Raw genomic sequence first — 13,750 nt, forward strand, 5'->3', positions numbered from 1 at the left:
ACTTGCGCCGGCGGGGGTTAGTGTGTCGCGAGGGTAAAATACGTGTCAGCTACTGAGATAGATTTCTACGAACTGCTCGAATGCGAGCGTACTGCTGACGACAAGACGCTGAAGTCGTCTTATCGCCGCCTTGCCATGCGGTTCCATCCGGACAAGAACCCGGGCGACGCAGAGGCAGAGACGCGCTTCAAGATGATAAGCGTTGCCTACGATTGCCTCAAGGATCCGCAGAAGCGGGCGGCGTACGATCGCTATGGCCACGCCGCGTTCCAGAACGGCGGACCGGGCGGCGGGCAGGGCGGTGACTTCGGCGATATCGGCGACATCTTCGAGTCCATATTCGGACAGGCGTTCGGCGGAGGTGGCGGTCGTCAGCAAGCCCGTCGTGGTGCCGATCTGCGCTACGATATGGAAATCAGCCTCGAAGAAGCGTTCGAGGGCAAGAAGACCGAGATCGAGATCGAGGTATCGCAGGCTTGTGAGCCTTGTCATGGCTCGGGAGCTGAACCTGGTACCGGGTCTCGTCGTTGCACGACTTGCGGAGGCCACGGCAAGGTCAGGGCCCAACAGGGCTTCTTCATGGTCGAGCGAACTTGTCCGACTTGTCATGGCCGGGGCGAGGTGATCGAAAAGCCCTGTCGAATCTGCCGTGGCGAGGGCCGGGTCGACAAGCCGTCACGGCTTGAAGTCGACGTACCTCCCGGCGTCGATTCGGGCACACGCATCCGTTTGTCGGGCAAGGGCGAGGCGGGTCCATTCGGATCGCCACCGGGAGATCTCTATATCTTCCTGCATGTGAAGCGCCACGCCGTCTTCGAGCGAGAAGGCACCACGCTGGTCACGCGTGTTCCGATCACCTTTACCACCGCCGCGCTTGGCGGTGATATCGAGATCCCCGGCGTGGATGGCGAACGGCTCGCTCTCGATATCCCGGCAGGAATCCAGTCAGGCAAGCAGTTGCGCAAACGTGGAGCCGGCATGCCGGTGCTTCAAGGTCGGGGACGCGGTGACATGGTGATCGAAATCACCGTCGAGACGCCGACCAGACTTACCGCCAAGCAGAAGGATTTGCTTCGCGAATTGCAGGAAACCGAGACCGGCGACGAGTGCCCGGGCTCGAAGGGCTTTTTCGACCGGATCAAGTCCGCGTTTACAGGCTGATGGTGAAAGCCCACTCCCGATCCGGGAGTGGGCTTGAGGATCAAAGGGGCTGTGTGGACAACAACGCCGCCGTTTGTGCGTCCAAAACCTCCTGCCGATTGTCGACCTCACCTCCACTCAGGAAGCGAAGCAGATCCTCGGACAAACGCTGCGTGTGCGTGGCGAACACGCCATGTGGCGCACCGGGATATTCCACGAATTGCGCGCCGGGCACCTGATCGGCGACAACGCGTCCGGTAGCTTCGATCGGAACCGTCGCGTCGGCATTGCCATGAACCACCAAGGTGGGCACCGTGAACGATGGCAGATCGCCCCGGAAATCGGTATGGGCGAAAGCCGCGGCCGATTGGATCGTGGCATACTGGCCGGCCTTCATGGCCGTCATCCAGGCCCAACGCAGCTCTTCATCCGATACCGGATGGCTGAGCAGGCCCACTCCATAGAAGTCCTTGATGAAGCCGGTGAAGAAATGGCGGAAGTCCGTCTTCATTCCATCGGTCATCTGCTGGAACACGCTTTCATCGACGCCGTTGGGATTGTCGTCGGTCTTGAGCATGTAAGGCACTACCGAGCTGATCAGCGCCACCTGGCTTACGCCTTTGCCGGCATGACGGGACATGTAGCGGGCGATCTCTCCGCCGCCCATGGAGAAGCCAACGAGCGCCACGTCCTGTGTCGCGCCAGTAGCGGCCATCACTTCGGCCAGGTCATCCGAGAACGTATCGTAATCGTAGCCACGTGGCGCATGATCGGATCGACCGAAGCCACGGCGGTCGTAGGCGATGGCGCGATAGCCATGTTCGGCAAGCGCGATCATCACGGGATCCCAGCTGTCCGACGACAAAGGCCAGCCGTGGATGAGGACCACCGGCCTTCCTTCGCCCAGGGTCTTGACGAACAGCTGCGTCTCATCACGTGTCTGGATCATAGGCATGGGAGTCTCTCCTTCATCCTTCTCAATTCATTCATCAGGTTCGCGTTCCTGCCTGATGCTTGCGGGTACGTTGTTTCGTCTGGGGAAAACGGACGAGCGGAAACCTGACAAAAGCCAAATTAGAACATAAAAGGAACGATTCTTCATCTACCAGTGTTCTGATTATCATGCCCGAAGCGCCGCTCACCCCAGACCGCAGGCGGATCTCGATAGATCCGGACCTGATCAAAGAGCCGACGACAGCGCCGTTTGTCGAGCTTGGCATGGCCAGTTGCTTTTCGTTCCTGCGCGGCGCGTCCGATGCAGCGCAGTTGGTAGAGCGCGCTTATCAACTGGGCTACGATGCGATCGGCATCGCCGACGTCAATTCTCTTGCCGGCGTGGTACGCATCCACACCGAGACTCAGAGGGTGAAGTTGCGCCCTGTCATTGGTTGCCGCATCGAGACGGTCGAAGGCTTCGCTTTCCTTGCCTACCCTCAAGATCGGGCGGCTTACGGGCGATTGTGCCGTCTGATCTCTGCCGGACGAATGGGCACGCTGTCAGGTGGTTGGCAGCAAAAGGGCGTGTGCGAGATCTCCTTGGATATGCTCGCCGACCATGCGCAAGACCTGCACCTGATACTTGTGCCCCCGCGCGATCTGGCCATCAGGTACACGATCGAGATCAAGAGCAATGTCATGCCTTTGCGTCCGGTGGATCAGTCATCCGGCACCGCGCAGGTGGCGACCGAGGCTTTCGATCTAACCACGCATTCAGATGACCTGCGCGGTCTACTCCCGCTACTTGCCGGCCGACTTGTGACCATGAAGCACGTTGCTGCCAGCTATCTGCATGTCGGTGATGATCTGGCCCGCATCGAAAAGCTCGACGAAATGGCCAGAGCGAACGGACTGTCCATCCTGGCGACCAACGATGTGCTCTATCACGCGGTAGAGCGGCGGCCGCTGCAGGACGTGATGACGGCGATCCGTCACAAGACGACGGTGGCTGGCGCAGGGCTGCTGCTCGAAGCCAACGCGGAACGCCATTTGAAGTCGCCGGACGAGATGGTCCATCTGTTCGCCCGATGGCCACATGCGATCGTTGCATCGCGGTCGGTTGCAGATTCCTGCAGGTTCAATCTGAAAGACCTGAAGTACGAATACCCGACCGAGATATGTCCCGATGGCTTGGATCCTCAAGAATATCTGGTGAAGCAGACTTGGGACGGTGCGGGTCGCCGATATCCCGATGGCGTACCGGAGCACGTCCATGACAGCATAGTCCATGAGCTTAGCGTCATTGGCAGGATGAAGCTCGCAAGGTACTTTCTGACGATCAAGGATATCGTTGATTTTGCTAGAAATTGCCAACCGCCGATCCTTTGCCAGGGGCGTGGTTCGGCGGCGAACTCCGCTGTATGCTACTGCTTGGGAATCACCTCGGTCGATCCCGCCGTCCACAGCCTTCTGTTCGATCGCTTCATTACCGAAGAGCGCAACGAGCCTCCGGACATCGACGTCGATTTCGAGCATGAGCGACGCGAAGAAGTGATCCAGTACATATATGGTCGGTACGGGCGAAAGCGTGCCGGTCTTTGCGCCACGGTCATTCACTATCGACCACGCATGGCGATCCGTGAGGTCGGAAAGGCGATGGGTCTGACCGAAGACGTTACCGCTGCGCTTGCGCGGACCGTCTGGGGCGGTTGGGGCACCGAGATCGGCGACAAGCACGTCGCGGAGACCGGCATGGACGTTACCGATCCACACTTAAAGCGCGTTCTCAAGTTGACCGAGCAGATGATCGGAATGCCGCGGCACCTCAGCCAGCACGTCGGCGGCTTTATCCTCACCCAAGGCCCGCTCATCGAAACCGTACCGATCGGCAATGGCGCCATGCCGGAGCGCAGCTTCATCGAGTGGGACAAGGACGATATCGATGAGCTTAAAATTCTCAAGGTAGACGTCCTTGCTTTGGGCATGTTGACATGCATCCGCAAGTGTCTGGATCTTCTGGAAAACCACCACGACCGCTGCTTGAACTTGGCATCGGTTCCACGCGAGGATCCCGAGGTCTATGCGATGTTGCAGAAGGGCGACTCGCTGGGCGTATTCCAGGTGGAAAGCAGGGCGCAGATGAACATGCTGCCGCGATTGCGACCGCGCGAGTTCTACGATCTGGTTATCCAGGTCGCCATCGTGCGTCCCGGGCCGATCCAGGGCGACATGGTGCATCCCTATCTCAAGCGCCGTAGAGGCGGTGAGCAGGTGGTCATCCCTGGACCATCGCCGCAGCATGGCCCTCCAGACGAACTATCCTCTATCTTAAGTCGTACGCTGGGTGTGCCGATTTTTCAGGAACAGGCGATGAAAATCGCGCTCGATGCCGCCGAGTTCACGGGTGAGGAGGCCAATCAGTTGCGCAAGGCTATGGCAACATTCCGATCGCGCGGCATGCTGGACGTGCTGCAGGAGCGGATGGTCAGCCGGATGATCGAACGCGGCTATGATGCCGACTTTTCAGAACGTTGCTTCAATCAGATCAAGGGATTTGGCGAATATGGCTTTCCCGAAAGCCATGCGGCAAGCTTCGCACACCTGGTCTATGTCTCAAGCTGGTTGAAGTGCCACTTTCCGGCTGCCTTCGGTTGTGCGCTGCTGAACTCCCAGCCGATGGGCTTTTATGCGCCCGCGCAGATCGTGCGCGATGCCTTGGAACACCACGTCCCTGTCTTGCCCACTGATGTGAACGCCAGCGAGTGGGACTGTACGCTTGAAAAGACATCTGCAGACCTGTCGTTCAAGGATAGCGGCAGGCCGGACGGACACATCGGCCTGCGGTTGGGATTGCGCCAGATCGACGGCTTTCCCGAAGCCGCCGCCGCCAGGATCGTCAGTGCACGTGTGGAGGGAGGGCCGTTTCTCGATATCGCGGAATTGCAGGCACGCGCCAAGGTGTCCCCGCCTTTGATCGAACGGCTGGCCGCGGCGGATGCGTTCGGTTCGCTTGCTCTATCGCGACGACAGGCCTTGTGGAACGCACGCAGCCTGATCGCCGGGCCGGACTTGCCGCTGTTCGCCGCCGCCGATGCTCGCGATGAGGGAGATGAACGCGCGAAGACGCAGTTGCCGCAAATGCCGCTGAGTGAAGAAGTAGTGGCCGATTACCAGACACAGCGCCTCAGCCTGAAGGCACATCCGCTCGCGTTCTTGCGGCCCGGCCTGGCGGAACGCGGGTTCGTGCGTGCATGCGACCTGCGAAGTCGCAAGTTCCGCACCATGGTTCAGGTCGCTGGCGTCGTGCTGATCCGGCAACGGCCGGGTTCGGCCAAGGGTGTCTGCTTCATCACGCTTGAAGATGAGACCGGCGTGATCAATCTCGTCATCTGGCCCGATCTGAAGGAGAAGCAGCGGCGCGTCGTCATGGGCGCGCGATTGATGGAAGTACGCGGCCGGGTCGAGTACGATGACGAAGTGATCCACGTAATTGCCGCGCACATGACCGACGCCACGCACGAATTGCACCGCCTGTCCGAAGATCTGCTGCCCACCACCATCGCGCGCGCGGACCATTGCAACAATCCGCTGCCCAGTAAGTGGGGGCCACGTGACAACCTTCGCGAAGGCAAAGATGATCCGTTCAAACCGATCGATTACGATCAGTGGACACCACCGGGACCGGGAAATCGGGAATGCGGCTTTCACCAAGGCCATCCCCGAGACGTGCGCGTGATTCCCAAGTCACGTGATTTCCACTAGGCTGGAGTTTGCTCGCGTGTCGTGCCCCGGCTTTGTTTATCCCACTGCACACAAACTGAGCGCCTCTTGGGACAGGCATTTCGCTTGTTGATCGCCGGTGCTGACCACCGGTTTGGCAGCTAAACGTGACCGAGGGCATTGCTGCCTTGTGCGATTTATCTTTGACACCTGGCTTCTTGCTGGCCTGCTTATACTGACAGTCCTGGTTGGTGGACGCGCATGGGTGCACGATCATCCGCGCTATGATCCCTGGGCTCCACTGTCGTTCGAGGATACGCCAGATGGCTGGGGTGCCAGATCGAAGATTGCGACCTTGCGCGCAGACACCTCAACCTGCCGAGACTTTCTGCGCCGTAGCGGCATCGCCTTCACCGTGCTGGCGCCAGCCGGGCAGGGCACCTGCCGGCGGGATGATCGACAAGTCCTGTCGGATGATCGTTCGCTTGGTTTGGTCCTGAGGCCCGCGGGTGCGCAGGCGACGTGCGCCGTGGATGCTGCGATGGTGCGCTGGCTGCGCCATGGCGTCCAACCCGCAGCCCGAGCCATCCTGGGCTCGCCCGTCGCATCGCTGGAACACTACGGCACCAATAACTGCCGGCGCATCGGCGGGGGTGAACGCGGCACCTGGAGTGAGCATGCCACGGGTAACGCCATAGACATCGCCGCCTTCAGGCTGAAGGATGGCCGTCGCGTGATCGTGCGGAGAGACTGGCCTGCCAGCGACAAGACCGCAGCCTTCCTCCACGCTGTTCGTGATGCCGCTTGCGGCGAGTTCGCGACCGTACTCTCTCCAGATTACAACGCCGCGCACGCCGACCACCTCCACCTTGATCAGGCCGTTCGCGGCGGCATGGGCTGGTCTTATTGCCGCTGATCCTTTGGGCTGACGTCGCGCTGTCGCCCTTACGCGCCGAGCGGCTGCTGGGCAGAGCGACGGCCGTGCGAAAGTCTGGCTATTATCCAATCGTACGTTCGCTGCGCTGCGATACCGAAGCCCACCGCCACCGGCAGCCCAACACCCACGAGCAGAAGCTCACGCTGCAAGGCCGTTTCTGGCCTGACAAGCTTCAGCAGAACAACAAAGATCGGTCGATGGAAGAGGTAGAGGAAGAACCCGCCCAAACTGAGTTCCTCGATGATCCGCGATTTTGGTAAACCGCCACTCAAGGCAATGAAAACGAACACTGCGCTTCCCGTTGCCCAAGGCGCCATCCACAGCGACTGATCCTGTAGGAACCTTGGCCCCTCCAGCGAAAGCGCATAGCCTGCCACCGAGATCAGCGCCGCCACGGTAAGCCAGATGACCTTGCGTGAAGAGCCGCGATTGGCGGTCAACATCCCGGCGGCGAAAGCCGGCAGATAGATGAGCAAGCGATCCTCTATGTCGGTCACGAAACGATCGAGCGCGAACAGCGTGATCCAGACAAGCGAGACGATCAGGATCAGCGCAAGCGGACGCTTCGCCATGGCCAGAAGGAAAGGGGCGACCAGATAGAACAGCACGATCATGGTCATGAACCATAAGGTCGGCGGTGGCGGCGGCACGAACATGGTCAGCATCAGGGCCGACGCGACAAACGCAGCCGTACTCAACTTGAGAACGGTGAATACGATCAGCGCAAGCAGATAGGGCGGATAAATGCGGATGAGCCGCCGCCTGTAGTAATCCACGATGGCTGTCGGTGTGAGTTGCTGGCCTGCCCGCCCAGCCAGATTGCCGGAAATCAGAACAAAGAGTGCGAGCGCGAAAACGGTCAAGCGAGCAAAACCCGGAGCCTTGTACCAAGTTAGAAAGCCCGTGTGATCGTGGAGATGCCAGAACCCGACTATATACAATATCGATAGTGCGCGCATCCAGTCGATCGCCGCATCGCGGGGCTTGACAACACGAACGTCCTGACGCGCGTTTTCCAAACTTTGCCCTTGTGGTGTACGACGAACCGCCATCGCTTCGCGGGTATGGCTCGCACGCGGACAGTTGAAGTGCAGCAACCATCAGCGCCAGTTTGGAGCGATAAGGAGGTCAGTCGGACCTTCGGAAATGGTTTGTAGGGAACCGGAAGCACGGCCGACATGCTGACTGCTCAGGGATTGCTGGTTCGTAACCGGACGTGTAAAAACTGATTTACATCAACGCGCCGTGGCCAGATATGAGTGCTCATTGCCTGATAACCAACTACTTCGACCCACGATTGTTGGTTCTCCGGAAGCTGAATCATCATCGCGCCACAAAGCGGAATCGATAGATTGCCGCGGCAGTGCGAATGAAGCCCATCGACAAACTCGAAGATTTCAAAGCGGCAGGAAGCTGATGACATCACCTCATACCATACTCCTCGTCGAGGATGATGGCGCCTTGCGTACACTCACCGCCCGTGCCCTTCGGCAGAGCGGATTTCACGTCCTTACCGCTGCGACAGGCGCGGAGATGTGGATTACCTTGCGTGACAGCACAGTCGATCTGATCGTCATGGACATCATGCTGCCAGGCACCAGTGGCCTCGATCTGTTCAGGCGCTTGCGCCGGGAAAACGACATACCGATCATCTTCGCCAGCGCGCGCAGCAGCGAGGAGGATCGCGTCCTTGGCCTGGAACTGGGTGCCGACGACTACCTTGTGAAGCCATTCAGCACCCGTGAGCTGGCGGCACGCGTCAGCGCCGTTTTGCGGCGCGGGGGCAGTACCACCGAAGCCGGGAGCGACATCGCCAGCGATGGCCGCCCGCCCGACATCATCTCGTTCGATGGCTGGCAGGTATCCCTGGCAAGGCGGGAGTTGCGCAGCGCCAGCGGTGCGATTGTCGACCTTACCGGAGCCGAATTCGACCTGCTGCTGACCTTCCTGAGTTATCCGCAGCGCGTTTTGGGTCGTGAGCGGCTGATGGAATTGTCGCGCGCGCGCATCGGTGACAGTTCCGATCGCAGCATCGACGTGCTGGTAAGCCGCTTGCGCCGCAAACTGCAGGCGGGTGGCTGTGACGCGCCGATCGTCACCGTTCGCGGGGTGGGATACATGTTCAAGTCCGAGGTGAAGCGCGGCTGATGGCGCAGCGGATTGTCGCCATGATCCGCCAGCTGGGCCTGCCGGAACGATTGCTGGCAGTCCTGGTACTGGTGCTCATCGTCGACTTTGTCGCCAACTCGTTCCTGTTTGAACGCGTGAATTCGTTCGAACTGCGACGTGACGATGCCGAACGTATCGCCGAAACCCTGGTGCTTGCGACCCGTACGCTCGAACGCACACCATCCAGCGAACGGGTCGCCGTTGCCAAGACTCTTAGCACCGAGCGATTCCAGCTAGAGGTTGATCCGTCGCAGCGTCCGGCCCGCAGACCGCTCGATCTCGCGGGACTGCGGGCGCAAGTCGTCTCGATCGAGCCGGAACTGGCTCTTGGCGACCCCGAACTTCATCTCGAAGGGGTTCCCGGAAAAGACAACATCGGTGGCTCGATCCGCTTGGCTGACCGAAGTGTCCTGCGTTTCCATACGCATGCGAATGCGGCCTGGAAGCTGACGATAGGGCGCATCGTAAGTTCTCTGCTCCCCACGGTGTTGCTGATCGGGCTGGGCTGGATACTGTTACGCGCCACGCTCAAGCCGCTGCGCAATCTGATCGGTGCTACCAGCCACCTCGGGACGGGGCCGCGCAAGGCGGTTCCTGAAGGCGGTCCGGACGAACTGCGCAGCCTGATACGCGCGCTTAACGAGATGCAGGAGCGCATCCACGCCACCTTGACCGATCGAACGCAGACCATGCTGGCGATTGGGCACGATCTGAAGACACCGCTTTCGCGCATGCGGCTGCGGCTGGATGACGAGAGTCTCGACTCCGATCTGCGCAAGGGCTTTTCACACGATATCGATGAGATGCGGATGCTGCTGGAATCCATTCAGGCCTACGTCGAAAGCGACGGCCGATCGATCCAGCAGGAACGTATCGACGTCGCGGTGATGGCGGAAACCTTGGTCGATACCGTAGCCGATCATGGTGGGAACGCGACCTATACCGGTGTCACCAGCCTGGAAATCCGGGTGCGGCCTGTTTCGATCCGTCGTGCGCTGTCGAACCTCATTGAAAATTCCATCCATTATGGAGGCAACGTTCGTGTGGATGTGCGCCGACAAGGCGGTTTCGCCGTAATCTCGATAGAGGATGACGGGCCCGGTATTCCCGATGACCGTATCGCCGACGCCCTGCAGCCATTCATTCGCCTCGATACGGCCCGGGCGCGAGATACTGCCGGGATGGGCCTGGGTTTGGCCATCGTCCGCAAGGCGGTTCAAGCGGAAGACGGCACGCTCGACCTGCGCAATCGCGCGGAAGGCGGACTTTGCGCGACGATCCGCTTGCCGCTTCCTCAGGATTGAGCTGAGGCTGACAACCCGAACCTGCAAGCCACGAGGCGCGCCACATCGATGGTGGGCAAGGCTTCGTCACATAAACGAACGCGTAGGGACAGCTAGGGCCGATATCGTTTTCGATCAATCATGGCGTCCCCCGCCATGCTCGCGACAACGATATAAGGGTATTTACCGTGAACGAGTTGATCGGCCGTGTCTTCAACTTCGCGAAGACGACCTTTCCCGCCAGCAGCGAGTTGTTCCACAAACTTTCGACGCACGGCCAGGAGCCAAAGGCGCTGATGATCTCGTGCGCGGATTCGCGCATCGTGCCAGAGCAGATCATGCAGGCGGCGCCAGGCGATCTGTTCGTATGCCGCAATGCCGGCAATATCGTCCCACCATACGCCACCCAGAATGGCGGCGTGACCTCGACCGTAGAATATGCGGTTGTGGCCCTTGGTATCCGCGATATCATTGTTTGCGGTCACTCCGATTGCGGCGCGATGAAGGCCCTGAGCAATCCGGTCGGGCTCGAAGCCATGCCGAACGTTGCTGCGTGGCTGCGACATGGCGCCGCTGCGCAGACCGTGGTCAGCACCTGCCATCCGCATCTTGAAGGTAATGCTCGCGTTCGCGCCATAAGCCTTGAAAACGTTATGACGCAGCTCAATCATTTGCGTACCCATCCCTCGGTCGCCGCGGCCATGGCGCGCGGGGAACTGGCGCTGCATGGCTGGTTCGTCGATATCGCAGCCGGACAGATCCTCGGCCTGGACGGCAATACGGGCGAATTCGTGCCCCTGGCTGAGGATGCGGAACTCCCGGTCGCCATTCCCGCTCGTACCCGCGCCGGATACGCCTTGGCAGAAGCTGCAGAATGATCGCCCCCGTCGCTGGTGATCAAGGTCGCACCGGCCCTTTCGCCCATTTCACGAGTGATCTTACGGCGTCGATCGTCGTATTCCTCGTGGCTATGCCGCTGTGCATGGGCATCGCCATCGCTTCGGGCGTGCCACCTGAGAAAGGGCTGGTCACCGGCATCATCGGCGGGATCGTCGTTGGATTGCTGGCCGGGTCGCCCTTGCAGGTCAGCGGGCCAGCGGCAGGGCTCGCCGTCATCGTCTTCGAATTCGTTCGTGAAAACGGCCTCGAAGCTTTGGGCCCGGTCCTGCTGCTTGCCGGCGTGCTCCAACTTATTGCGGGCAGCCTCAAGCTGGGCGGTCTGTTCCGCGCCATCAGTCCTGCCGTGGTGCATGGAATGCTCGCCGGTATCGGCGCGCTGATCGTCATCGGCCAGTTCCACATCCTGTTTGACGAGAAACCGATGTCGAGCGGCCTGGCCAACATGGCCATGATGCCTGCCCGCATACTCGGTTTGAGTTTCGCGGACGTATCCAGCACCGAAATCGCCCTGTCCCTAGGCATCCTCACCATCGCCGTGATGCTGGGATGGGAAAAGCTGCGTCCCAAATCGATGAGCCTGGTTCCCGGCGCCTTGCTGGGTGTGCTTGCCGCCACGCTGGTCGCATGGGCGTTAGGCCCCCAGGTTGCCCGCATCGAGGTTCCGGTGTCCTTGAGCGCTGCGTTCAGTCTGCCGACGAGCACCGCGTGGTTCGCGCCGCTGGCTAAACCGTCACTGATCGTCGCGGCACTGGCAATCGCGTTTATCGCGAGCGCTGAAACGCTGCTCTCGGCGGCTGCCGTCGATCGTATGCACAATGGCGTACGAACCAATTACAACCGGGAGCTTGGAGCCCAGGGCGTCGGCAATTTCCTGTGCGGTTTGTTCGGGGCATTGCCGATGACGGGCGTCATCGTGCGCAGTTCGGCGAACGTTCAAGCCGGCGGCAAGACCCGCCTCTCGACGATGCTGCACGGCGCATGGATACTGGGTTTCGTCGCGCTGCTACCCTCGATCCTGCGCGAGGTGCCGATGGCGGCGCTTGGCGGCGTGCTGGTCGTCACAGGCTGGCGGCTGGTGAGCCTCAAGCATGTGCAGCACCTGTTCAAGGCGCACGGCTACCTGCCGGCGGCAATCTGGGCCGTCACGTTCATGCTTGTCATCACGACCGATCTGCTGACCGGGGTGCTGGTCGGTCTCGGCCTTTCCCTTATTGAGGTCTTGCCGCATTTTCGCGATATTCGTCTGCGCGTTCGCGAACATGACGAGGGCGGATCGACCCGCGTCGAATTGTCTGGTGCAGCAACCTTCCTCGGTTTGACTCGCTTGAACGCGATCCTGGAAAAACAGTCCGTGGACCGCGCGATCCATCTCGATCTTGATAACGTCAAAGGGATGGATCACACGACGGCCGAGACATTATCCGAATGGATCAACCGCCGCCGTCATTTTGGTCAGCATGATCGCATAACCGGCCCGGCGTACATCGTTCAGCCGCTTCAGGCTGCAACGTAAGTTCCTGCGTAGTAAAAGCGGCCCCAGAACTGAGCCTGCGGCGGATCAAGAGCCGTCGCGGGCTTTTCTGTAGGCACTGATACCAACATGTCACACTGTCGCGGTCAACGATGATTGACTGACCCCTGGCGTTTGTTATGAGTGCTGCACTGCAGCGAAATGGAGCCGCCACGAAGCGCGCTTCAACGCTGCAGCGCAGGGCGGAACACGATTAACAACATGAGGGTGTTCCATTATGAATATGCGACTTCTGGCCGGCGTGGCCGGTCTTGCTGCAGCGTGTCTTGCGTCCGCCAGCCCCGCGCTGGCGCAGGAGGCCGCTCCCGGTCCCATAACCGTGACCGGCAGTGTCGGCATCGCAAGCGAGTATCGCTTCCGCGGCGTTTCCCAGAGTGACAAGGATCTCGCGGTTCAAGGCGGCATCACCGTCAGCCATGAAAGCGGCATCTACGTTGGCACCTGGGGCTCGAACCTCGCGGGCTGGGGCACCTTCGGCGGCTCGAACATGGAGCTGGACCTGATCGCAGGCTTCAAGGCACCCATCGGCGGTGGCGGCACGATCGACGTTGGCGCGACTTGGTACATGTACCCGGGCGGCTTCAACAACACCGACTTCATCGAGCCTTATGCAAAGCTGTCGGGCACTGCCGGTCCGGTTTCGCTGACCGCCGGTGTAGCCTATGCGCCCAAGCAGGAAGCACTCGGCGCCTGGTATGCCGACGGTCTGGCCGCAGCCAACGGCGTCTACACCGATCCGGGCGACAAGAACGACAACCTTTATCTCTGGGGCGATTTTGCCGGCGGCATCCCGAACACCGGACTCACCCTCAAGGGACACATCGGGTACTCCAACGGCAACAAGGGTCTTGGCCCCTTCGCCACCTCGGTTGCGCCCACCGGCGAATATTGGGATTGGCTGCTCGGGGTGGATTTCGTGATCCCCAAGACGCCTCTCACGGTCGGCGTGGCTTACATCGACACCGATATCGGCAAGCGCGAATCCGCCTATCTGCAGCCAAGCTTTTCGCGCGGGCAGGATGGGACCGGTTCGATCGCCGGCTCCACCGTGCTCGGCACGCTGACCGCTTCGTTCTGATCGCCAAGGTGCCGGGCCCAGGCGGGATCCGGCACCTGATACTGCGAGCAAGAAGT

General features: G+C 60.5%; 10 protein-coding genes. 8 read left to right on the plus strand and 2 right to left on the minus strand.

Annotation, left to right across the window (positions count from 1 at the left end):
- Positions 1-42 precede the first annotated feature (42 nt).
- On the plus strand, positions 43-1,161 hold the full coding sequence (dnaJ, locus tag ACXJ1Z_RS16870) for a molecular chaperone DnaJ (RefSeq protein WP_463778235.1): 1,119 nt from the start codon (positions 43-45) through the stop codon (positions 1,159-1,161).
- A 40-nt stretch (positions 1,162-1,201) separates the two neighbouring features.
- Here the strand turns inward: dnaJ and ACXJ1Z_RS16875 are convergent, their stop codons facing one another.
- Positions 1,202-2,095 (minus strand): alpha/beta fold hydrolase, encoded by an 894-nt coding sequence (locus tag ACXJ1Z_RS16875; RefSeq protein WP_463778237.1) that lies wholly within the window; start codon positions 2,093-2,095, stop codon positions 1,202-1,204.
- A gap of 167 nt (positions 2,096-2,262) precedes the next feature.
- Between ACXJ1Z_RS16875 and ACXJ1Z_RS16880 the strand changes: the two genes are divergently transcribed.
- Positions 2,263-5,838, plus strand: coding sequence for an error-prone DNA polymerase (locus ACXJ1Z_RS16880; RefSeq protein WP_463781280.1), 3,576 nt, complete (start codon positions 2,263-2,265; stop codon positions 5,836-5,838).
- Between the two features lie 223 nt (positions 5,839-6,061).
- Positions 6,062-6,712 (plus strand): extensin-like domain-containing protein, encoded by a 651-nt coding sequence (locus tag ACXJ1Z_RS16885; protein ID WP_463778238.1) that lies wholly within the window; start codon positions 6,062-6,064, stop codon positions 6,710-6,712.
- 29 nt (positions 6,713-6,741) lie between these two features.
- Here the strand turns inward: ACXJ1Z_RS16885 and ACXJ1Z_RS16890 are convergent, their stop codons facing one another.
- The gene (locus tag ACXJ1Z_RS16890) at positions 6,742-7,830 is read right to left on the minus strand and encodes an acyltransferase family protein (RefSeq protein WP_463778240.1); all 1,089 of its coding nucleotides are present in this window, start codon (positions 7,828-7,830) and stop codon (positions 6,742-6,744) included.
- Between the two features lie 319 nt (positions 7,831-8,149).
- On the opposite strand from ACXJ1Z_RS16890, the gene ACXJ1Z_RS16895 reads away from it, so the two are divergent.
- The 5 genes from ACXJ1Z_RS16895 to ACXJ1Z_RS16915 all read left to right on the plus strand — a co-directional run bounded on the left by ACXJ1Z_RS16895 (position 8,150) and on the right by ACXJ1Z_RS16915 (position 13,694).
- Entirely contained in the window at positions 8,150-8,881 is a 732-nt protein-coding gene (locus tag ACXJ1Z_RS16895; RefSeq protein ID WP_463778242.1) for a response regulator transcription factor, read from the plus strand.
- Positions 8,881-10,206 (plus strand): ATP-binding protein, encoded by a 1,326-nt coding sequence (locus tag ACXJ1Z_RS16900; RefSeq protein ID WP_463778244.1) that lies wholly within the window; start codon positions 8,881-8,883, stop codon positions 10,204-10,206. Before ACXJ1Z_RS16895 ends, ACXJ1Z_RS16900 begins: the two co-directional genes overlap by 1 nt.
- A 167-nt stretch (positions 10,207-10,373) precedes the next feature.
- Positions 10,374-11,063 carry a carbonic anhydrase gene (locus ACXJ1Z_RS16905; protein WP_463778246.1) on the plus strand — a complete coding sequence of 230 codons (690 nt, stop codon included), beginning with the start codon at positions 10,374-10,376 and terminating at the stop codon, positions 11,061-11,063.
- Complete coding sequence (locus tag ACXJ1Z_RS16910) at positions 11,060-12,598, plus strand: SulP family inorganic anion transporter (RefSeq protein WP_463778247.1); 1,539 nt, start codon at positions 11,060-11,062, stop codon at positions 12,596-12,598. The genes ACXJ1Z_RS16905 and ACXJ1Z_RS16910 overlap by 4 nt, the downstream gene beginning before the upstream one ends.
- Before the next feature lie 235 nt (positions 12,599-12,833).
- Complete coding sequence (locus ACXJ1Z_RS16915) at positions 12,834-13,694, plus strand: TorF family putative porin (protein WP_463778249.1); 861 nt, start codon at positions 12,834-12,836, stop codon at positions 13,692-13,694.
- Positions 13,695-13,750 lie beyond the last annotated feature (56 nt).

It is taken from the genome of Novosphingobium sp. TK46 (genome assembly GCF_055361525.1).